Here is a 21,465-nt window from a genome sequence, read left to right on the forward strand (position 1 = left end):
ACACAGCAGATCAGCGTCATGATGCCCGAATCGGGCAGGCCTTGTCAGGCGTTGATGGACGTCAGCGCAACCGATCCGATGCGCGCCCGCACCAGATCGGCGAGCATTCCAAGTCCGCGCTCGATGGCTGCTTCGTCCGCATGACTGAAATTCAGCCGCATCGTGCCATGTGCCGGCGCCTTGTCGGCATAGAAGAGTTCCCCTGGCATGAAGGCCACGCCGCGCTCGATCGCCTCGGAGAGCAGATCGCGGGTATCCAGCGGCGCCACCAGGTCCAGCCAGAAGAACAGCCCCCCCGGCGGCGTTTCCCAGGTCGCCAGATCGGCGAAATGGCGCTGGAGCGCCTCGGCGAAGCGGTCGCGCTTGCGCCGGTAGCCATCGACCACACGCGCCATTCGCTCGGCGCGCCCGGGCGAGCGCAACTGCGCCAGCACCAGATGCTGGCTCACGCGATTGCTGTGCAGGTCGGCCGCCTGCTTGAGACGGAGCAACAAGGGAACGAGCTCGGGCGACGCGACCATGAAACCGAGACGCAATCCGGGTGCGAGCGTCTTCGAGAAGGAGCCTTGATAGATCCACGGCGCCCGTTCGAGTCGGGCGCAGACCGGCGTGCGCTCGCAGTCGTCGTAGGCCAGGTCGCGATACGGGTCGTCCTCGAACAAGGGCACGCCAAGCGTGTCGCAGGCGTGCGCCAGTGCTGCGCGCTCTGCGGCGTCATAGCAATGTCCGGTCGGATTCTGGAAGCTGGGAATCGCGTAAGCCAGGGCCGGCAATTCGTCAGCATCGAGGCCGGCCTTCGCCTCGCGCGGATCGAGCTGCGTAAAGCGTGCCCCGAAGAAGCGGAACACCTGCAGTGCCGCCAGATAGGTCGGCGTTTCGACCGCCACCGTCGTGCCACTGTCGATGAACAGCTTGGCGACCAGATCGATACCCTGTTGGGAACCGGACAGCACCAATACCTGATCGGCGCTGCAGCGCAGGCCGATCGCGTTCATTTCGCTCGAGATCTGCTCGCGCAGCGCCGCCTCGCCCTCGCTCGGCCCGTATTGCAGCACCGAGGCGGGCAGATCGACATGCGACAAATCAGGAAAGCTGTCCGGCGAAGGCAGCCCCCCGGCGAAGGAGATCATCCCTGGACGATCGATCACCGAAAGAATCTGACGGATGGTGGACGCCTGCAGGCGATCCACACGTGACGAGAGCTTGGGCAGCGGGCGATGGTCCATGTCGAATCCAGTAAGAAACGTCAAGCAACTTGACCTGTTTCAACGATAGGCGCGCCGGACTATCATGTCAACATGCTTGACCCATTTGACGACAAGGATCCGCGCCGCGCGATCGAACGCTTCTATTTCGCCTACCGCGCCTTCACTGCCGGAGCCGACCGACTGCTTGAAGCCCAGGGCCTGGGGCGGGTGCATCACCGCATCCTCTACTTCGTCGGCCGCAATCCCGGCATCTCGGTCGGCGCACTGATCGACACCCTGGGCGTAAGCAAGCAGGCGCTGAACGCACCGCTGCGTGCACTGATCGAGCGCGAGCTGGTATTCGCCGAGAGCGACGCCGAAGACCGTCGGGTTCGCCGTATGTCCCTCACCGAGGCGGGGCGTGCGCTGGAAGCGCAGCTCACCGAGATTCAGGCCGACCTGCTCGACCGCGCATTTGGCGAGAGCGGCGCGAAGGCGACCGAGGGATGGCACGCCGTGATGCGGCGCCTTGCAGCGGAATGACAGAGGAAACCCGTTCGACCTCATCTCGTGCGCTGACTGCCGCCCTCCCCGCCCTGCTGCTGCATTCGCCGATGCTCGCGTCCCAGCCACAGCGCCAGCATCAGCCACGCAAGCGACAACGGCAGCATGCTGAACGCCAGACCCGACAGCCCAAGCCCGAGCCAGGCCATCGCGGTGTATGACCAGGAACCGATCTGGTCGCCGAGCCGATAGACGAAGGTGTCGTTGAAGTTCTTGGCCTTGTACTTGTCGCTGCGCGACATCACGGTGTAAAGCACCTCGCGCGCCGGGCGCGACAGCGCGAAATTGCCCGCCCGCCGCAACACCTCGAACACCACGACCACGGCGAGCACCGGGGCCGCGCCAAGAAATCCGAATCCAATCAGGCAGACCACCGGCAGGAAGGCCAGACCGAAGCCCACACCCAACCAGCGCAGCAACCGCCCGGTGAGAAAGATCTGCGTACCAAGGGTCAGTACGTTGGTCGCCATATCCATGCCACCGAACAACCGGATTCGCCCCGCCGGATCATCCTCGAACACCCGCGAGACAATGTCGATGCGCTGGAAATACAGGAAGGTGGCGGCGATCGTATAGAACAGCATCAACGCCGCAATCCCGAGGAGATAGGGAGAGCGCAATACATGGCGCACCCCTTCCGCCACACCGCCGCCGATGATCTCGCTGCCGTGCACCAACGGATCGGGTTCGCCGTTGACCTGGCCACGTTCGGCTGCCTCGGCACGCGCCTCCGCCGCAAGCTGGTCCTCGTGCCGATCGAGCGCCCCGGCGGTACGCGCGGCGATCTCCAGGAACAGCGCCGACACGAGCAGCAGGTTCACCGGCCCAAGCACGCCCACCATGCTGGTCGTGATCGTCGAACCGAGCAGCGCCCCCAACGTGCCGCCTACCGCGACCACGCCAAACAGGCGCTTGCTCTGAGCCGGCCGATAGAGATCGGTCATGAAGGACCAGAACACCGACACCACGAAGAGATTGAACACGCTCAACCAGATGAAGAAGAAACGCCCGACCCAGACGCTTTGCGCGGCGTCTGCAAAACTGAACAGCGCGAAGAAGGCGACGAGATTGAGGATGAAGAAGCGGTAGGTCAGCGCGATGAAACGCCTACGCGGCAGTTTTGACACCAGCCCCGCATACACCGGGTGCAGCAACAGCGTGCCGATCAACGTGCCGGTGAACAGCCAGGCGAGATTCTGCACCCCGCCGAGCACGCCCATCTCGTCACGAATCGGCCGCAGGATGTAGTACGCGGTCAGGATCAGGAAAAAGTAGGCGCACGACCACAGTAGCGCGGCAACTTCTCCCTTGCGCGCGTCTATGGCCCGCAGGCCGAGGCGCGTGATCAACCAGGACATCGGCCGCGCTCAGGCTGCGGCGACGAGTGCTGCCATGCGTTCGCGAACCGCTTCGTCGGGCATCGGCGCGCGGGCGGCACCGAGGTTGTCGCGCAGGTAATCCGGCCGCGCGGTGCCTGGAATCGCCACTGTCACCGCCGGATGCGACACCACGTACTTGAGCGCGAACTGCGCCCAGCTCTCGATGCCGTACTCTGCCGCCCAGTCCGGAATCGGCTGGTCACCGAAGGCACGGAAGACGCGCCCGCGCCCGAACGGCAGGTTGGTCAACACGGCGATGCCGCGCTCGGCGGCGAGCGGGAGGATGCGTGCCTCGGCCGAGCGGTTGTCGATCGCGTAATCGACCTGGATGAAGTCGAGTTGCTCGCGCTCCATGACCGCCACGAAATCGTCGTACTGGCGCTCGAAGGACGTGCTCATGCCCAGATAGCGAATGCGTCCGGCGGCCTTCCATTCGCGCAACACCGGCAGCATGTCGTCGATGCCCGCGAGGTTGTGCACCATCAGCAAGTCGAAGCGGTCGGTACGCAGGCGACGCATCGACGCCTCCATCTCCGCGAGCCCGGCCGCAGCACCATTACGCCCGGCCCCGACCTTGGTCGCGAGGAAGATCTCGTCGCGATTGCCGAGCTCCTGCATCAGGTCGCCGATCACGGTCTCGGCATTACCGTAGGACGGCGCGGTGTCGACCAGCCGACCGCCGAGCCGCGGCAGATCACGCAACACTTCACGCAGGGGCGCACGTTCTGCTTCGGGCGCACCGACGTCGAAGCGGCGCGCGGTGCCGATGCCGATCACCGGCAGGCTTTCGCCGGTGCCCGGAATCGGTTTTGTGACCAATTCGACACTCCCCGCGCTCTGCGCCAGGGACGCCGGAGCGAAACCCAGCGAGGTCAACATCCAGCCGGCACCAATGCCGGCGCCAACGCCGAGCGCACGGCGGCGCGAAGGGGAAGCGGGTTGATCGTAACGGCGTCCAGGCAACGGATTCTTCATGGTCTTCTCCTCCGCAGTGATGCGACACGTGCCGTCCTTGCGAGTCCGGCCCATCCAAGGTGGGCAACACGAGTGCGCCAAAGTTCGCGCCAGTGCGCCACTCAAGCAGCGTCAGCGTCGAACCCAGCCTTGGGCTGCCAGCGATTCGGCGACCTTCTCCGCGATTCGCGCGTAGCCTTCGGCATTTGCATGAATGCGGTCCGAACGCCACTCCTCACGCGACAGCACATCGGACACCGCCGACGGCACCAACGCCAGTTCATGCTCACGCGCAAGCGCCGCATACATCTCGTGATCCGACAGGCGCCCCACGGCGGCACGCCCGAGGGATAGCGCCGGTATCGCAACCAGCGCCACATGACGGCTCGTCGCACGGCTTTCGCGGATCAGCACCTCGAGGTTCGCCCGGGTCACGTCGGTCGGCACATTGCGCAGGAAGTCGTTACCGCCGATCGCGATGATCAACGCATCGGGCCTGTGATCCGCAATCAGGTCAGGCAGACGCTCGAGGGCCCCGGCCGTGGTGTCGCCCGGCACACCGGCATTGACGATTTCCCACCGCGTACGCCGAGCGAGTCCGACCGGCCACGCCTGCGCCTGGCTCGCACCGGTGCCGGCCACGAGACTGTCGCCGACCACGAGCACCACCGCACCCGGCGGCAGGGGCGCAAAGACCACCGGCTGGTCACGGCTGCAGGCAACGACTGAAAAGACGAGCAATGCAGCAAGAAATCGCACCAGACCAGACATCACCGCGGCGGATCGTAATCGACTGCGGGCCATATCTCGCGGATTTCTCTCGCTTGCTCGCGCGCGTCAAAGCGTTCCCATAGCACGCCATTGCAGTCGACATCGCTCGAGAACTCTTTAGTTGCATCGTCCTCCCAACCGAGGTGGCGAAGCTGCCCGACCTGCTCCTCCGCGACCCGACGCACCGACAGATTGAGCTGAGCAGTTCGCCAAAGCGCATATTCACCCGGCACCACCAGCACCGGCGGGCAACCGATCCTATGGGTGTAGTCTGTTACGGTTTCAGCGATATCGCGCACGCCAAGCGCCAGATGGAGAGGCTTCATCGAGGTTTCCCAAGGTGGAAGGGGCAACTACGGGTGCAAACCCGGGGTCTCCCAGAATAACGCAAGCTGGCAGGCGCACGCCCTGCAACCACAACCACAACCACACACTGAGACAGCGGAGGAGGCAACATGAGCGACAACTACCCGAACGCCGCGGCGGAATGCACATCCACCCCTGGTGAGAACGCAGTGAGACTGCTGCTGCAACCGCGTGACAAGGATCTCGGCGGCTTCTCCGTGCGCCGCCTCCTGCCCACGGCGCAATGCAAGATGGTCGGCCCCTGGATCTTCTTCGACCACATGGGCCCGGCCGACTTCCCGCCGGGCAAGGGCATCAACGTGCGCCCTCACCCGCACATCAACCTCGCCACCGTGACCTATCTGTTCGAAGGCGAGATGCTGCACCGCGATTCGCTCGGCAGTCTGCAGGCCATCGTGCCTGGCGACATCAACCTCATGGTCGCCGGTCGGGGCATCGTGCATTCCGAACGCGAGCGCCCCGAAGTGACCGCTGCGGCGCACCGGCTTCACGGACTGCAGCTCTGGCTGGCCTTGCCGGAGGCGGACGAGGAAATCGAACCGGCCTTCCACCACTACCCCGGGGAGAGCATCCCGACCCGGACGGTCGACGGCGTGCCGTTGCGGGTGATGATGGGCTCAGCCTATGGCGCGACGTCTCCGGTGAAAACCTTCGCCGACACGCTCTACGTCGAAGCCCACTTGCGAAAAGGCCAGCGCCTGAGCTTGCCGAACGCTGCCGAGCGTGCGCTGTACGTCGTCAGTGGCGCGCTGAAAATGGAGGATACGAACCTGCCCGAGCATGCCATGGCGATTCTGTCCGACGGGTCGAATCTCGTCGTCGAGGCAGAGGCCGAATCGCGCATCGCCCTGATCGGAGGCGAACCCCTCGGCCAACGCTTCATCGACTGGAACTTCGTCTCGAGCCGGAAGGAACGCATCGAACAGGCCAGATCCGACTGGCGCGAAGGACGTTTCCCCAAAGTCCCTGGTGACGAGGAAGAGTTCATTCCCCTGCCTGGCTGAAGACGTCGCGGCGGAACTCGGCACAGGCGCGGCGGACACGCGCAGCTCCGGGCCTCAACGCAGGCGCACGCTGCCGCTGACGCATGCCACCACGTCTCCGCCGATCCAGATCGTGTCGCCAAGCCGTTCCACGTAGACGTTGCCCGCCCGGCCGAGCGCGGTGCCTTGTCGGGCAACGTAGCGGTCGCCCGACAGCCCGGCCGCGGTCATCCATTGGGCGAGACCCGCGTTCAGGCTGCCGGTGACCGGGTCTTCGCGAATCCCCATCGCGGGAATGAAGGCGCGCACTTCGAAGTCGGTGTCTGCACCGTCCGGTTGCGGTGCCACGACACCGACGCGCAGATCGCCCATCGCCACCCAGTCGGGCTGCAGGCCAAGCACCCGCTCGGCGCTGCCGAGCATCACGGCGCACCAGCCCGGTCCGTTGTCCACCCATTGATGAGCGACGATCTCTCCGGCGGACAGCCCCAGAACTGCCGCGACCTGCGCAAGCTCGGTCGCTTCCATCGGGCCTCTTCGCCGCAGAGGCGGCGCCGCGAATGCAAGCCGCTCGCCGGTCCGGCGAATCCTCACCAGCCCGACGGCACATTCCTGTACGACCGCGTCGCCATCGCCCGGTGTCCCGCCAGCGTCCAGCCAGGCCCGGCAGCTGCCCAGTGTGGGATGTCCCGCGAATGGGAGTTCGCCGCCCGGGGTGAAGATGCGCAAACGGTAATCCGCACCGGGCTGCGTGGGCGGGAGCAGAAAGGTGGTTTCCGAGAGATTGGTCCAGCGCGCGAAAGCGGCCATCTCCGCATCGTCTAGCCCCTCGGCATCGTGCACCACGGCCACCGGATTACCCAGTAGGGGGCGGTCGGTGAAGACGTCGAGCTGGCTGAAGCGTAGCAATTCGTTCATATCGGTCTCCGTAGTCGAAACATGCAGGAATGATGAACGATCTCGAGGACACACGCTGCTCGTCCCGGTCGCCCATGCGCAATCCGGTTGGCGATTTCCCCTTGAAACATTGTTCACCGCCCTAAACTATCGTCTATCGACAATCTCCACGGAAGCCCGCCATGCATTTCGCCCATGACGTCAACGCCGACAATTTCCAGCAGATCGTCATCGAAGGATCGCAAACCGTCCCGGTCGTGATCGACTTCTGGGCGCCATGGTGCGGCCCGTGCAAGGTACTCAAGCCGATTCTCGAGAAGCTGGCCGAGGAATGCGGCGGCAAGTTCATCCTCGCCAAGATCAACTCCGACGAGAACCCCGACCTCGCCGCGCAGTTCGGCGTGCGGGGCATCCCCAACGTGAAGGCGGTGTACCACGGCGCGGTGGTCGACGAGTTCACCGGCGCCTTGCCCGAAGGCGCGGTACGCGAGTTCATCGACCGAATCCTGCCCTCGCCGGCCGACGAGCTCCGCGCTCAGGCGGCCACACTACGCGCATCAGGCGATCTTGAATGCGCGCTTCGGACGCTCGGCGAGGCCTCGCAACTGGACGATCGCAACGAGCAGATTCGCCTCGACGCGGCCGAGATCCTGGTCGAGCTCGAACGCTTCGAGGATGCCAAACCGCTGCTGGACAGCCTCTCGCCGGTCACACTGATGGACGACCGGCCACGGGCCTTGCTGGCAAAGGTGAACTTTGCCCTGGCTGGACACGGCGGTGCAGACGAAGCCTCGCTGCGGGAACGCATCGCAGCGCAGCCCGAAGATATGGAAAGCCGTCTGCAACTGGCCGAGTTGCTGGTCGCAGCCGGCCGCCACGCCGAGGGCATGGACGAATTACTCGAGATGATCCGGCGCGACCGGGCCTGGAACGACGATGCCGCGCGCAAGACGCTGCTGTCGGTCTTCAGCGTGCTGGGCAGCCACCCGCTCGTGGGCGAATACCGGCGCAAACTCACCGCCGCGCTGTACTGACTCTCCGGAACGCGACACACGGCAGCGGCCGAACGGCTATCTGCCGCGACATTGCTCAGCGGCGAGTTGGCCAAGAGTGACCAGGGCGTGAATGTGCCGGTCGGAGAATGGATAACAACCCGATAGTCGAAGATGCCGATCGTATCGACCCGAGGGCGAGAACAGCGTCCCGGGCGTGATGCTGATGCCATGCGCCAGCGCCGCATCGAACAGTCGGTTCGCATCGCAACCCTCAGGCAGCTCGACCCACAGAAGAAAGCCTCCGGTCGGATCGGTCGCCCGCGTTCCGGTCGGAAAGACCTCGTCGATGACGCCCCGGAGACGGTCAATCTGTGACGCATAAAGGCGCCGCAGCCGGCGCAAATGCTGGGTGTACCCCCCGTCCTCGAGAAACGTCCCCAGTGCCTCGCACAACACTGCGGGCTGCGCCACGGACGAGCAAAACTTCAGATCCGCCACCTCACGGTGGAAGCGCCCGGCCTCCATCCAGCCGATCCGAAAGCCGGGCGCGAGTGTCTTGGTGTAGGACGCACACAGAATCACCCAATCGTCACGATCGAACGACTTGACCGCCGGCTGCAGCGGCGTCGCGTACTGCAACTCCGCATAAAGGGCATCCTCGATCACCGGCACGCGGTACTCGGTCGCAAGCGAGGCCAGTCGGCGCTTGGCGGCGAGCGGCATACTGGTTCCCAAGGGATTGTGCACGTCCGGCATGCACACCACCGCCTTGATCCGTTGTTCGGACAACAGCATCTCGAGCGCATCCAGGGACAGCCCGCGCTCCGGATGCGTGGGCAACTCAATGATCTGCAATCCCAACCGCTTGGCCAGCGGAATGAGGTTGAAGTAGGTCGGCGATTCCATCGCCACGGCATCTCCCGGGCGGGTCACGGTGCGCAAGGCGAACTGCAGCGCCTCCATACAACCATTGGTCAGCACGATCTCGTCCGACTCCATGCTCAATCCCAGGGCCTGCGCGTGACGTGCGATTTCACGCCGCAAGCGCCGCGACCCCGGAGGCAGCGAATAGTCTCCGATCAGATGCGGATGTCTCCGGGCGGTGTCGGCAACCAGACGAGCCAGACGTGCGGCGGGATAGAAATCCCCACCTTTCGGACAGGCCAGAGAGAGGTCGACATGCTCTGGATCCGCCTGCGCCGCCACGACGGAGGCAATTCGGTCCAGCACCGCCGGTTCGATCGGACGCGGCCTGACCGCCCGCGCACCCGCCTCAGGCGCGGGAGGCGCCGCCAGGCGCGAACGGACAAAGTAACCCGACTGAGGTCTCGCCTCGACGAAACCCCGAGCCTCCAGTTGCCGGTAGGCCGCCAGCACGGTGTTGATACTCAGCCCTCGGCTGTGCGCCGCTTCGCGCACCGAAGGCAGCCGCGCGCCGGCCGACAAGCGCCCGTCGCTCATCGCATCACGCAACTCATTGGCAAGTGTCTGATAGAGCGGCACGGATTCGTTCGTCATTGGGGACACAGGCAGCAGGCTAAACCATGGGTACAGTCACGAAGAGAAAGCTTTGTACCCCACATAGTAGTTTCATTCTGGCTCTGTAACCAGACCTCAAGGCGCAGTACATTGATGGCCAGGCTCAACCGTGCGTGGAGCACACCATGATCGACCTGCCTTTGATGACTTATGTGGCCACCATGTCCGTCACCCCCGGCCCGAACAACCTGATGCTGGCCGCCAGCGGGGTGAACTTCGGATTCCGTCGAACGCTACCCCACATGCTCGGCATCAGTCTGGGCCATGGGCTTCAGATGTGGCTGGTCGGCATCGCATTGGCCTGGATGATGATCTGGCTGGATTCGTTGCGCCCGCTGCTTGTCGCTTCGGGCTGCAGCTATCTGATGTGGCTTGCCTGGCGGCAGGCGCATGCCAGCCAGCCCGGCTCGGCCGGCCGGGGTCAGCCGCTCGGCTTCGTCGCCGCAGCCATGTTTCAGTGGGTCAACCCAAAGGCATGGATGATGGTCTTGAACGTGGCGATCCTATTCCTGGCGCCTTCCGCGGACTGGTTTGACACTCTGCTGCTCGCAGTGCTGTGCGCCCTCGTGAACCTGCCCTGCATTGCGTTGTGGGCAGTCGTCGGCGATCGGCTGCGGAACCGGTTGAACGAACCGACACTGCTCGCGCGGTTCAACTACACGATGGCTGCATTGCTGGCAGCGACCGCGACCTGGATTCTGGTGGACGAAGCACTGCTAGCGCCGGTCTAAACAACGTCAGCTCGGGAAAGTCCTGCCGTCAGAGGCCTGATGGCAGGGTGGACGGCGCCCCCGTCGCGAACTGCTTTCATTCCTCCTCGCTGCCAAACTGCGCGAACACCTGTTCGCCGGTCAGGACCGGGGTCCGGTTGGCGAAGTCGTAGAAACCAGGTTTTTCATCGATGAAGATCTGGCTGGCGAGCTTGAATGCGTCCTCATCCTGGAAAAGACCAGCGGGGAGGATGTACTCGTCTGACGGCAGCAGACGGTAGAAGAGATGGGTTCCGCAGGTAGGGCAGAAACCCCGTTCCGCCCATTCGGACGACCTGTATCGGCTCAGTTCTGCCGTACCGCCAAACCCCACTTCCGGACCGCAGTGCACGGCGAACATGGGCCCGCCGCCCCAGCGCCGGCAAATGCTGCAGTGGCAGACGCTCACCTCCTTATGATCCGGCGCCGTCACTTCAATGGCGCCGCACAGACACTTCGCTTTCATGACGACTCCTTTCACCAAGGATGATCAAGACCATGCCAGGTCAATATAGTGTGCGGCGATGCGCATCGCCACGCATGAGCGGACAAAGTCGCTGTAACAACGCGCCTATCGCGCCAGGCCAATGCCACCGTGACCGTCGCGCATTCCACCCTCAGAACCTCGTCCCGACTACATACTGAAACACAGGCGATGCATCATTCCGCAGCGGGGTGGCGTACGATGACCGAATCATCCTCTTCACCCGCAAGGATCGCCGATCATTGTTTCACACCCCGCAGTCGGCATAGCGGAACAAAGCCCCCCGAGAGTCATCGGACCACTGTCAATCTTGCCGAACTGTTCGAATCAACCCGCTCCACCGCGGCCGGGCTGAGCATCACGAACAAATGAGGAGGCGATTCAGTAGTGAATTAGGGAAGCACTGATTTATACCCCACCGTTCGGGCTGAGCCTGTCAAAGCCCTGGATTTTCTGAGGAATGCCCTTCGACAAGCTCAGAGCGAACGGATTTAATCACTGGTTCCTTAGCAATTGCTGAAACTTATTTCGATTTCCTGCCAACATTCATTGAAGCTATCAGAAAGATAATCAATGCTAAATGGACCCGGTAAAGGCTGGCGCCTAGACTGGAAACGTCACGACAGGTTCATAGTGCATCAATCGATGCAAAAAGCCTGAAACAGACTTAACACGGCACCCTGCCGAAGGGATTTGGAGCAGCGCCCCCGTCGGAACGAACTTGATACGACGGATCGGTGTTCAACAACGAGAAGGAGGATCACAACATGAGCAACGAAGGCAAATGTCCCGTGATGCATGGCGGCAACACCGCCACGGGCAACTCGAACATGAACTGGTGGCCGAACGCGCTGAACTTGGACATCCTGCATCAGCACGATCACAAGACGAATCCCCTGGGCGACGATTTCGACTACCGTGAAGAGGTCAAGAAGCTGGACTATGCGGCGCTCAAGAAGGACCTCACCGACTTGATGACGAACAGCCAGGAATGGTGGCCGGCCGACTGGGGCCATTACGGCGGCCTGATGATCCGCATGGCTTGGCACTCGGCAGGCACCTACCGGATCGCCGATGGGCGTGGCGGTGGCGGCACCGGCAACCAGCGCTTCGCGCCGCTCAACTCCTGGCCCGACAACGCCAACCTCGACAAGGCCCGCCGCCTGCTTTGGCCGATCAAGAAGAAGTATGGCAACAAGCTTTCCTGGGCCGACCTCATCATCCTCGCCGGCAACGTCGCCTACGAGTCCATGGGCCTCAAGACCTTTGGCTTCGGTTTCGGCCGCGCCGACATCTGGCACCCCGAGAAGGACATCTACTGGGGTTCCGAGAAGGAGTGGCTGGCCCCCACCGACAACCCCAACAGCCGCTACTCCGGCGAGCGTGACCTCGAGAACCCGTTGGCCGCGGTGATGATGGGCCTCATCTACGTCAACCCCGAAGGCGTCGACGGCAAGCCCGATCCGCTGAAGACGGCGCATGATGTACGCGTCACCTTTGCCCGAATGGCAATGAACGACGAGGAAACCGTCGCCCTCACCGCCGGCGGCCACACCGTGGGCAAGGCACACGGCAATGGCGACGCGGCCAAGCTCGGCCCCGCTCCGGAAGGCGCGGACATCGAGGAGCAGGGTTTGGGCTGGAACAACCACACGACCCGCGGCATCGGCAACAACACGGTGACCAGCGGGCTCGAAGGGGCGTGGACCACGCACCCGACCCAGTGGGACAACGGTTACTTCGAACTTCTGCTCAACTACGACTGGGAACTCAAGAAGAGCCCGGCCGGCGCGTGGCAGTGGGAACCGGTGAACATGAAGGAAGAGGACAAGCCGGTCGACGCCGAAAACCCGTCGGTTCGTCACAACCCGATCATGACCGACGCCGACATGGCGATGAAGATGGATCCGGAGTACCGCAAGATCTCCGAGCGTTTCTACAAGGATCCAGCCTACTTCACCGAAGTCTTCGCACGCGCCTGGTTCAAGCTGACTCACCGCGACATGGGCCCGAAGGCACGCTACATCGGCCCCGAAGTGCCGGCCGAAGACCTGATCTGGCAGGATCCTGTTCCCGCCGGGAGCAAGAGCTATGACGTCGCAGCAGTGAAGGCGAAGATCGCCGCCGCCGGCCTGTCGGTCGGCGACATGGTCGCCACTGCCTGGGACAGCGCCCGCACCTTCCGTGGTTCGGACTGCCGTGGCGGCGCCAACGGTGCGCGCATCCGCCTTGCCCCGCAAAAGGACTGGGAAGGCAACGAACCGGCACGTCTCGCCAAGGTGCTCGCGGCCTACGAGAAGATCGCGGCCGAAACCGGCGCCAGCGTCGCGGACGTGATCGTGCTCGGCGGCAATCTCGGTGTCGAGCAGGCAGCGAAGGCAGCCGGCGTCACCGTCGAGGTGCCGTTCGCCCCGGGTCGTGGTGACGCCAAGCAGGAGCAGACCGACGTCGAGTCCTTCGAAGTGCTCGAACCGGTGCATGACGGCTTCCGCAACTGGCAGAAGAAGGACTACGTGGTCCAGCCCGAGGAAATGCTGCTCGACCGCGCCCAGCTCCTGGGGCTGACCGCACCCGAAATGACCGTGCTGATCGGCGGCATGAGGGTACTCGGAGCCAACCACGGCGGCAGCAAGCACGGGGTTTTCACCGACCGCGTCGGCGCGCTGACCAACGACTTCTTCGTCAATCTGACCGACATGGCCTACAGCTGGAAGCCAACCGGCCGCAACAGCTACGACATCGTCGATCGCAAGAGCGGTGCCACCAAATGGACCGCGACCCGAGTCGATCTGGTGTTCGGCTCCAACTCGATCCTGCGCGCCTACGCCGAGCTGTACGCCCAGGACGACAACAAGGAGAAGTTCGTCAAGGACTTCGTGGCCGCCTGGAACAAGGTCATGAACGCCGACCGCTTCGACCTGGCGTAAGCTGCGACTGACCGCTGAACGAAAGCGGCAAAAACCGGCCCTGGTGCTCAACACCGGGGCCGGTTCTTTTCATACTGCAAATCGCCGCTGGTGGAACGCTCAGCACCTTAGCCGGCGCGCGGTGTCGGCCAACGCCGTCGCCAGCTTGTCGAGCACTTTTCGCTGACTCTCATCGCGCAACATGCCGTCGTCCCCGATGGCACTGCCAGCATTCCCCACCGCGAGTTGCTGCGGAATCACCTGCATGCCAAGGTAGCCAAGAATGTCGCGCACATGAAAGAGGGCCCGCATGCCACCTAGACCACCGGGTGAGGAACCGACGACCGCCGCTGCCCGACCGGCATAAACCGCCCCACCCGAGCGTTCACGGTCGGCAGGGTTGGGTCTCGAGCACCAGTCGAGCGTGTTCTTGAGCAATGGCGTGATGGAGCCGTTGTACTCGGGATTCACCACCAGCAGCCCGTCGCACGCATACAAGATTTGTTGAAGCTGCATGATCGCCTCAGGCAAGCCGGATTCGGCCTCGAGGTCGCCGTTGTACAGGGGCGCCGGATAGTCCGAAAGTTCCAGCAAATCAACCTCTGCGCCTGCCGCCTGCAACGGCGCAACACATGCGGCGGCAAGGCGACGGGACAATGCATCACGCCGGCTACTGCCGGCAAGGACGACGATACGGGGGGCTTTCATGCAGGCGTCTCGCTCGTTGGGAAAGTCGTATGACGGACGACCCCGGTTTATTGTTCAGATTTCGTCGCTCTTCACCCACTTTGGCTGTGCGGGTGGTTGGTAGGCCGAAAATCTCTCGAGCAAAAGCTCGGGATCGGATTCGACGATAAGCATGCCCCGATGCACCGGGCGGACGAATTCCTCCGCCGAGGCATGATCGAGAAACTCCACCAGGCGATCGTAGTAGCCGCCCACATTCAGTATGGCGCAGGGTTTGTCGTGAAAGCCGAGTTGCCCCCAGGTCCAGACTTCGAACAACTCTTCGAAGGTGCCAATGCCGCCGGGCAGCGCGACGAAGGCATCGGACAACTCCGCCATCAGCGTCTTTCGTGCATGCATCGACGGCGTGACATGCATTTCGGTGAGGCCCGCGTGCGCCAGCTCCTTGCGCATCAGTGCCTGCGGAATCACGCCGACCGCTTCGCCGCCAAGGCGCAGCACTTCGTCGGCCACCGCACCCATGATGCCGACGCTGCCACCGCCAAAGACCAGGCGAATCCCGCGCTCAACCATCACCCGTGCCAGCGAACGGGCGGCGTCGGCATAGACCGTGTCGCGACCGACGGACGAACCGCAATACACGCAAAGGCTTTTCAAGGGACGGGGGGCAGGGGTTGTGGTCATGGATGAGAACTCAGTAAGGAAAAACTAAGACCGGAGGTATCGCCAGCGTCGCGAACACCGAAGCTACACGGAATCACATTGTCGCTCCAGCGCCGCACGGCACTGGATACCGAATCGGGACAGGATCACCCCGGCTTATTGCGCATGAAGTCGGCTGTCTGGAAGAAGTTCTGCAGCAGGCGCTCGCGCAGCGCCTCCTCGATGCCGACCTCCTCCATGGCCAGCATCATGCAGGCGACCCACTGATCGCGCTCGCGGGTCCCGATCGCGAACGGCATATGGCGCGCGCGCAAACGCGGGTGACCGAAGTTTTCGACGAAGAGATCCGGCCCACCCAGCCAGCCGGAAAGAAACATGAAGAGCTTGTCGCGCGACCCTTGAAGATCCTGCGGGTGCATGTCGCGCAACTCACGAAACTGCGGAACGCTGTCCATCAGTGCGTAGAAACGGTCGCACAGGCTGGCGACGACGGCTTCGCCGCCAATTCTTTCGTAGGTACTGAGCTGATCCATGAAAGTCTGCACCGGCATGACACGCGGTGACGGAGTCCGAAAGCACGCCATTCTCTCAGAATTCGGCGGTAGAACGGTCTGCCCGTTCCGTGGTTTCGCGGGCGACTCGGGGGTACTCTCGTTCCCTAAGGGAAATCCCTCTGCGGGAAAACCCCACTTAATCACACCCGGCATCTATGTTGCTATAAATATTCATTTCTGAAATGCAATAACGGATGTCCAACTCCGACGACGGCCCCGCAGCGGCCGCAGACGTACCCAATGAAGCATTCGTTCGGTTCGATTCGGTCCAGAAGAGCTACGACGGCGAAACACTTGTCGTCAAGGACCTGAATCTCGACATAGCGCGTGGCGAATTTCTGACCATGCTCGGACCGAGCGGGTCGGGCAAGACGACTTGCCTGATGATGCTGGCCGGATTTGAAACCGCCACACATGGCGAAATCCTGCTGGACGGCACGCCTATCAACAACGTGCCGCCACACAAGCGTGGCATCGGCATGGTGTTTCAGAACTACGCGTTGTTTCCGCACATGACGGTGACGGAGAACCTCGCGTTCCCGCTCGAGGTCCGCAAAACATCACGGTCGGAGATCGATCGCAAGGTCAAGCGCGCGCTGGACATGGTCGAGATGGGCGAGTTCGGCAACCGTCGTCCTGCCCAGCTCTCCGGCGGCCAGCAACAACGCATCGCGGTAGCTCGCGCACTGGTTTTCGAACCCGATCTGGTGCTCATGGACGAACCACTCGGCGCACTCGACAAGCAATTGCGCGAGCAGATGCAGTACGAGATCAAGCGCATCCACGATTCGCTCGGCATCACGGTCGTCTACGTCACCCACGATCAGACCGAGGCGCTGACCATGTCCGATCGCATTGCGGTGTTCAACGACGGGGTCATCCAGCAGCTGGCCACGCCAGAGGATCTCTACGAGCGGCCAGAGAGCGCGTTCGTCGCCGGGTTCATCGGCGAGAACAATCGGCTGCGCGGCGTCGTGACAGACATCGACGGCAAGCACTGTTCGGTGCAGCTCGAACACGGCGAGACGGTTCGCGCCCAGCGCATTCGTGTGAGCGGTGAAGGCGCCGAGACCATGCTCTCGCTTCGTCCGGAGCGCGTCGTGATCGACCCGGTCGAAGGCAGCCTTCCGAACATATTCGACGCTCGGGTGGAAGAGCTGATCTATCTGGGCGACCACATTCGCACCCGCGTCGCCGTATGCGGGGTCGATGACTTCATTGTCAAGATTCCCAATGCGCAGGCGCATCCAATCAAGCGCCGGGGCGAATCCCTGCGCGTGGGCTGGAGCGCCGAGGACATGCGGGCGCTCGATCCAGGCTGAGCCTGATCACATCCGGGGCCTTTCCTCGGTAGGCATGTCTGCTCCGGACCACCCAAGGCCTGCCGACAAACCACTGGAGACAAGAGACATGACACGTGCACGCAAGACCCTGATTGCCATCGCGACCGCCGGAACTTTCGCGATCGGCGCGACCGCGCTCGCGCAACAATCGGTCAGCCTGACCATCGTTTCCTGGGGTGGCGCCTACAGCGCAAGCCAGCAAAGCGCATACCACGACCCCTACATGGCCGAGAACCCTCACGTCCGCATCATCACGGACGACGGCTCGGCAAACGCTTTGGCCGGCATCCGCGCCCAGGCTCAGGCTGGAAATGTGACCTGGGATCTGGTCGACATGCTTCCATCCGACGCCCAGGTCGCCTGCGACGAGGGGCTGCTCCTCGAGATCGACCATGACGCCATGCTCGCCCCCGCGCCCGACGGCACGCCGGCCAGCCAGGACTTTCTGCCCGGTTCGCTCGACGGCGAGTGCTTCATCCCGCAGATCGTCTATTCGACGATCATCAGCTACAACTCGACGATGTTCCCGGCTGACAAGCAACCCAACAGCATCACCGACTTCTTCGACGTCGAAAACTTCCCGGGCCAGCGCGCCATCCAGAACAGACCGGGCGGCAACCTCGAGTGGGCGCTCTACGCCGACGGCGTGCCGCTCGACGAGATCTACGACGTGCTGCGCACCCCCGCGGGCGTGGAACGCGCCCTGGCCAAGCTCGATACCATCAAGGACCATCTCGTGTTCTGGACCGAAGGCGCACAGGCTCCGCAACTGCTCGCCGACCGCGAAGTAGCCTTCGCCACTGGTTACAACGGCCGGATGTTCTCCGCCGCCGAAGAGGAAGGGCAGCCGATCCGGATCATCTGGGATGGCCAGCTCGTCGAATGGGACGGCTGGGTGATTCCCAAGGGCGGCAACAATATCGAGGCCGTGCTCGACTACGTCCGGTACGCCACCGACACACAACGCCTCGCCGATCAGGCCAAGTACATCTCCTACGGCCCGGCGCGCGCCTCCTCGGCCGGGATGGTGTCGACTCACGCCACCCTCGGGATCGACATGAACCCGCACATGCCGACCCACCCGGACAACTACCAGACACCGATCGTGCTCGACAACGAGTTCTGGACGGACTACGGCGACGAACTGCGCGAACGCTTCAGCGCGTGGATGCTGCGCTGAGCGGCTCCGCCCGGGCCACTTCAGGCCCGGGCCTTGCCGCGCACAATCCATAACGGAACCCCAGGCGAATGACTCCCGCCCCCGACACCGCCATGGTCACGGCCGACGGCCTGCCGCTCAAGCTCAAGCTGCGCCAGGCCGAGCGACGCAAAAAGCTGACCGCGTTCCTGCTGGTCACTCCACTGCTGCTGTTCATCATCGTGACCTTCGTCGTACCGATCTTCGACATGATGCGTCGAAGCATCGACAATCCCGAGATCGGGGAGGTGCTGCCGCGCACCACCGAGGCCCTGCAGGCGTGGGACGGTCGGGATCTCCCGCCGGAATCCGTGTATGCCGCATTCGCCGCCGACATGGTCGAGGGCCGGGAGAATCGCACGACGGGTCGGGTGGCAACCCGTCTGAACTACGAGATCAGCGGCATGCGCTCTGCGGTCAATTCCACCGCACGACGCGCGGCGCGCCTCGAAGCGCCGTTCAAGGAATCGCTCATCGAGACCCACGCGCGCTGGGGCGACCCTTACACCTGGCAGGTCATCCAGCGTGAAAGCGGGCGTTTCACCGCCAGCTACTACCTTTCCGCACTCGATCTGCGGTATGACGAGAGCGGTCGCATCACCCTGCAACCCGAAGAACAACGCATCTACCTGCCCCTTGCGCTTCGCACCTTCTGGCTCAGCGGCCTGGTCACGGTGATCACGCTGATACTGGGGTTTCCAGTCGCCTACATGCTGGCCACGCTGCCGCTTCGCTACAGCAACCTGTTGATGATCCTGGTTCTGTTGCCGTTCTGGACCTCGCTACTGGTGCGAACGACATCGTGGATCGTGATCCTGCAATCGCAAGGTGTCTTCAACGACATCGTCGCCTTCTTCTTTGGCGAGGGTGCGCGCATGCAGCTCATGCACAACCAGATCGGCACCGTCATCGCGATGTCCCATATCCTCTTGCCTTTCATGATCCTGCCGCTCTACAGCGTCATGAAGACCATTCCCCCCGGCTACATGCGGGCGGCCCGCTCTCTTGGGGCAAACCCGTTCACGGCGTTTCGTCGCGTATATCTGCCCCAGACCATTCCGGGTATCGGTGCCGGCGCGCTACTCGTGTTCATCCTGTCGATCGGCTACTACATCACCCCGGCGCTGGTCGGCGGACGCACCGGGCAACTGGTCGGCAACCTGGTGGCCTTCCACATCCAGAACTCGCTCAACTGGGGCCTCGCGGCCGCGCTGGGCACCCTGTTGCTGGGCAGCGTGGTCATTCTCTACTTCGTCTACAACCGGCTCATCGGCATAGACAACATGAAGCTGGGCTGACGTGGAGCGAACCCAAAGATGATGACACCTCTGCCCCCTTACGCCGGAAAACTCGAACGCGCCTGGCACTGGTTCTACCGCGGCTTTTGCGCATTGGTCTTCTTCTTTCTGATCGCCCCGATCCTGGTCATCATTCCGCTGTCGTTCAACGCCGAACCCTACTTCACCTTCACCCGCGAAATGCTGACCTTTGACCCGGACGGCTACTCGCTGCGCTGGTATCAGGACTTCTTCACCAGCGAATCGTGGCTGCGTTCGGTACGCAACAGCTTCGTCATCGCGATCTCCGCCACGATGGTCGCGACCGTACTCGGCACCGTCGCCGCTCTCGGTCTGGCCCGCTCGTATCTGCCTTTCCGGGCCGCACTGATGGGACTTCTGATCTCCCCGATGATCGTGCCGCTGATCATTTCGGCTGCTGGCATGTACTTTTTCTACTCCAGCATCGGACTCGCACAAACCTTCGTCGGCGTCATCCTCGCTCACGCCGCGCTCGGCACGCCCTTCGTCGTCATCACCGTCACCGCCACGCTCATCGGATTCGACTACAGTCTGGTCCGTGCCGCCCAGAGCCTGGGCGCCACCCCGACCTACGCCTTCTTCAAGGTGATCATGCCGCTGATCACGCCGGGCGTGATCAGCGGGGCGCTGTTCGCCTTCATCACCTCGTTCGACGAAGTCGTGGTCGTGCTCTTCCTGGCCGGCGTCGAGCAACGGACCATTCCGCGCGAGATGTGGTCGGGCATCCGGGAGCACATCAGCCCCACGATTCTGGCTGTCGCGACGATTCTGGTCGCGATCTCCATTGCGTTGCTGGTCACCGTTGAGCTACTTCGCCGGCGCAGCGCTCGCTTGCGTGGTCTGTCGAGCTGATCGGGGTTTCTCACGCAAGTGCGCGGCGACGGCATCAGTGGCCGCGGCTGCGTGAGTAGGGCGATGCTCAGTTGAGCGGTTTCGTGCCCTGCCCTGCTGTCTCAGCTATCACATGCCGTATTCGCGCTCGACTCTGGCCACTCTGACCCTGAAGCTCGAATACCACTGCGCACGTCCCAGCTGTTGCGCCACCTGATGCTCTGCGTGCTTCTTCCAGCTCGCAATGGCCTCCAGGCTTTGCCAGTACGACACCGTAATCCCCAGGCCGTCCCGGACGGACTCCATCCCAAGAAAACCCGGTTGCGCCGATGCCAGCGCGACCATCCTCTCGGCCATGGCGGCGTAGCCCTCATCGCCGGGCGTTCGGAGGTTGCTGAAGATCACTGCGTAGTAAGGTGGTTCTGGCGTATCCGCGATTTCTGACATGGCGCTGTCCTCAGTCGGTTCGGTCAATCCCGGCCAGCGCTCGAGTGAGTTCGGCTGCCCGCACGTCCCTGCATCCGCTGACGTTCTGACCCGCCCACAAGGGCGAGAAGTCACTGCTCCCCTGACTCTCGGCCTTGGCGCGAAGCGGCGCGATCGCAGACGTCGCCAGCGGAAAAGCGGGGGGAGCGCCGCTGATCGGCCCCAGCTCACGCATCAGGCGATTCACGATGCCGCGCGCCGGGCGACCGGTGAATAGATTCGTCAGGGCGGTAACTCGGGCCATATCGCTTTTCAGCGCCGCGCGATGCAGGCCGCTGGTCGTGGCCTCGGGACACAGCATGTAAGCGGTCCCCACCTGCACACCTGCCGCGCCCAAGGCCATCGCCGCCGCCACGCCGCGCGCATCGGCAATGCCGCCGGCAGCGATCACTGGCACCTTCACCGCCTGCACGATCTGCGGTACCAGGGCAAAGGTGCCGACCTGGGTCGAGATGTCCTCAGTCAGGAACATGCCCCGATGCCCGCCCGCTTCGAGCCCCTGCGCGATGACGGCGTCCACCCCCTGCGCCTCCAGCCACAGCGCCTCATCCACCGTGGTGGCCGTCGAAAGAATCTTCGCCCCCCAGCCACGCAGCCGATCGAGCAGCTC

22 protein-coding genes are annotated in these 21,465 nt (G+C 63.4%); 9 read left to right on the plus strand and 13 right to left on the minus strand.

Annotation, left to right across the window (positions count from 1 at the left end):
• Positions 1 to 44 precede the first annotated feature (44 nt).
• Positions 45 to 1,226, minus strand: coding sequence for an aminotransferase-like domain-containing protein (locus GPA21_RS01620; RefSeq protein ID WP_168986466.1), 1,182 nt, complete (start codon positions 1,224 to 1,226; stop codon positions 45 to 47).
• Between the two features lie 72 nt (positions 1,227 to 1,298).
• Between GPA21_RS01620 and GPA21_RS01625 the strand changes: the two genes are divergently transcribed.
• Entirely contained in the window at positions 1,299 to 1,730 is a 432-nt protein-coding gene (locus GPA21_RS01625) for a MarR family winged helix-turn-helix transcriptional regulator (protein WP_168986467.1), read from the plus strand.
• Between the two features lie 20 nt (positions 1,731 to 1,750).
• On the opposite strand, the gene GPA21_RS01630 is transcribed toward GPA21_RS01625, so the two are convergent.
• The 4 genes from GPA21_RS01630 to GPA21_RS01645 all read right to left on the minus strand — a co-directional run bounded on the left by GPA21_RS01630 (position 1,751) and on the right by GPA21_RS01645 (position 5,181).
• The gene (locus tag GPA21_RS01630) at positions 1,751 to 3,109 is read right to left on the minus strand and encodes an NTP/NDP exchange transporter (RefSeq protein ID WP_168986468.1); all 1,359 of its coding nucleotides are present in this window, start codon (positions 3,107 to 3,109) and stop codon (positions 1,751 to 1,753) included.
• Positions 3,110 to 3,118: 9 nt separating this feature from the next.
• Positions 3,119 to 4,105 (minus strand): aldo/keto reductase, encoded by a 987-nt coding sequence (locus tag GPA21_RS01635; RefSeq protein WP_168986469.1) that lies wholly within the window; start codon positions 4,103 to 4,105, stop codon positions 3,119 to 3,121.
• A 111-nt stretch (positions 4,106 to 4,216) separates the two neighbouring features.
• Positions 4,217 to 4,855 carry a GDSL-type esterase/lipase family protein gene (locus GPA21_RS01640; protein WP_211163369.1) on the minus strand — a complete coding sequence of 213 codons (639 nt, stop codon included), beginning with the start codon at positions 4,853 to 4,855 and terminating at the stop codon, positions 4,217 to 4,219.
• A complete protein-coding gene (locus tag GPA21_RS01645; RefSeq protein ID WP_168986471.1) occupies positions 4,855 to 5,181 on the minus strand; it encodes a VOC family protein in 327 nt (108 codons plus the stop codon). Before GPA21_RS01645 ends, GPA21_RS01640 begins: the two co-directional genes overlap by 1 nt.
• Positions 5,182 to 5,310: 129 nt before the next feature.
• Here GPA21_RS01645 and GPA21_RS01650 point away from each other — a divergent pair, with 129 nt between their 5' ends.
• A complete protein-coding gene (locus tag GPA21_RS01650; RefSeq protein ID WP_168986472.1) occupies positions 5,311 to 6,225 on the plus strand; it encodes a pirin family protein in 915 nt (304 codons plus the stop codon).
• Positions 6,226 to 6,279: 54 nt separating this feature from the next.
• Here the strand turns inward: GPA21_RS01650 and GPA21_RS01655 are convergent, their stop codons facing one another.
• Positions 6,280 to 7,122 (minus strand): PhzF family phenazine biosynthesis protein, encoded by an 843-nt coding sequence (locus tag GPA21_RS01655; RefSeq protein WP_168986473.1) that lies wholly within the window; start codon positions 7,120 to 7,122, stop codon positions 6,280 to 6,282.
• Between the two features lie 161 nt (positions 7,123 to 7,283).
• Between GPA21_RS01655 and GPA21_RS01660 the strand changes: the two genes are divergently transcribed.
• Positions 7,284 to 8,135: a thioredoxin family protein gene (locus GPA21_RS01660; protein WP_168986474.1), complete on the plus strand. Its 852-nt coding sequence runs from the start codon at positions 7,284 to 7,286 to the stop codon at positions 8,133 to 8,135.
• A gap of 36 nt (positions 8,136 to 8,171) precedes the next feature.
• Here the strand turns inward: GPA21_RS01660 and GPA21_RS01665 are convergent, their stop codons facing one another.
• On the minus strand, positions 8,172 to 9,614 hold the full coding sequence (locus GPA21_RS01665; protein ID WP_168986475.1) for an aminotransferase-like domain-containing protein: 1,443 nt from the start codon (positions 9,612 to 9,614) through the stop codon (positions 8,172 to 8,174).
• Positions 9,615 to 9,760: 146 nt separating this feature from the next.
• On the opposite strand from GPA21_RS01665, the gene GPA21_RS01670 reads away from it, so the two are divergent.
• Entirely contained in the window at positions 9,761 to 10,366 is a 606-nt protein-coding gene (locus GPA21_RS01670; RefSeq protein WP_168986476.1) for a LysE family translocator, read from the plus strand.
• A 76-nt stretch (positions 10,367 to 10,442) separates the two neighbouring features.
• Here the strand turns inward: GPA21_RS01670 and GPA21_RS01675 are convergent, their stop codons facing one another.
• The gene (locus tag GPA21_RS01675) at positions 10,443 to 10,850 is read right to left on the minus strand and encodes a GFA family protein (RefSeq protein ID WP_168986477.1); all 408 of its coding nucleotides are present in this window, start codon (positions 10,848 to 10,850) and stop codon (positions 10,443 to 10,445) included.
• 785 nt (positions 10,851 to 11,635) lie between these two features.
• Here GPA21_RS01675 and katG point away from each other — a divergent pair.
• Complete coding sequence (gene katG / locus GPA21_RS01680) at positions 11,636 to 13,795, plus strand: catalase/peroxidase HPI (RefSeq protein WP_168986478.1); 2,160 nt, start codon at positions 11,636 to 11,638, stop codon at positions 13,793 to 13,795.
• A 99-nt stretch (positions 13,796 to 13,894) separates the two neighbouring features.
• Here the strand turns inward: katG and GPA21_RS01685 are convergent, their stop codons facing one another.
• The 3 genes from GPA21_RS01685 to GPA21_RS01695 all read right to left on the minus strand — a co-directional run bounded on the left by GPA21_RS01685 (position 13,895) and on the right by GPA21_RS01695 (position 15,657).
• Complete coding sequence (locus GPA21_RS01685; protein ID WP_168986479.1) at positions 13,895 to 14,482, minus strand: NADPH-dependent FMN reductase; 588 nt, start codon at positions 14,480 to 14,482, stop codon at positions 13,895 to 13,897.
• Positions 14,483 to 14,536: 54 nt separating this feature from the next.
• On the minus strand, positions 14,537 to 15,145 hold the full coding sequence (locus tag GPA21_RS01690) for an LOG family protein (RefSeq protein WP_168986480.1): 609 nt from the start codon (positions 15,143 to 15,145) through the stop codon (positions 14,537 to 14,539).
• A 125-nt stretch (positions 15,146 to 15,270) separates the two neighbouring features.
• Entirely contained in the window at positions 15,271 to 15,657 is a 387-nt protein-coding gene (locus tag GPA21_RS01695) for a group II truncated hemoglobin (RefSeq protein ID WP_168986481.1), read from the minus strand.
• A 215-nt stretch (positions 15,658 to 15,872) separates the two neighbouring features.
• Between GPA21_RS01695 and GPA21_RS01700 the strand changes: the two genes are divergently transcribed.
• From GPA21_RS01700 to GPA21_RS01715, 4 genes are all read left to right on the plus strand, one after another.
• Positions 15,873 to 17,000 (plus strand): ABC transporter ATP-binding protein, encoded by a 1,128-nt coding sequence (locus GPA21_RS01700; protein ID WP_168986482.1) that lies wholly within the window; start codon positions 15,873 to 15,875, stop codon positions 16,998 to 17,000.
• Positions 17,001 to 17,088: 88 nt separating this feature from the next.
• Positions 17,089 to 18,201, plus strand: coding sequence for an ABC transporter substrate-binding protein (locus tag GPA21_RS01705; RefSeq protein WP_168986483.1), 1,113 nt, complete (start codon positions 17,089 to 17,091; stop codon positions 18,199 to 18,201).
• A gap of 68 nt (positions 18,202 to 18,269) precedes the next feature.
• The gene (locus tag GPA21_RS01710) at positions 18,270 to 19,517 is read left to right on the plus strand and encodes an ABC transporter permease (protein WP_211163370.1); all 1,248 of its coding nucleotides are present in this window, start codon (positions 18,270 to 18,272) and stop codon (positions 19,515 to 19,517) included.
• Positions 19,518 to 19,535: 18 nt separating this feature from the next.
• Positions 19,536 to 20,390 carry an ABC transporter permease gene (locus GPA21_RS01715; RefSeq protein WP_246261681.1) on the plus strand — a complete coding sequence of 285 codons (855 nt, stop codon included), beginning with the start codon at positions 19,536 to 19,538 and terminating at the stop codon, positions 20,388 to 20,390.
• Positions 20,391 to 20,498: 108 nt separating this feature from the next.
• On the opposite strand, the gene GPA21_RS01720 is transcribed toward GPA21_RS01715, so the two are convergent.
• Together GPA21_RS01720 and GPA21_RS01725 are read right to left on the minus strand one after the other, a co-directional pair.
• The gene (locus tag GPA21_RS01720; protein WP_168986484.1) at positions 20,499 to 20,816 is read right to left on the minus strand and encodes an antibiotic biosynthesis monooxygenase family protein; all 318 of its coding nucleotides are present in this window, start codon (positions 20,814 to 20,816) and stop codon (positions 20,499 to 20,501) included.
• Between the two features lie 10 nt (positions 20,817 to 20,826).
• Positions 20,827 to 21,465 (minus strand): NAD(P)H-dependent flavin oxidoreductase (locus tag GPA21_RS01725; RefSeq protein ID WP_168986485.1); only part of this gene is annotated, 639 nt, incomplete at its 5' end.

The organism is Azoarcus taiwanensis (assembly GCF_012910885.1).
Lineage (GTDB): Bacteria > Pseudomonadota > Gammaproteobacteria > Burkholderiales > Rhodocyclaceae > Azoarcus_F > Azoarcus_F taiwanensis.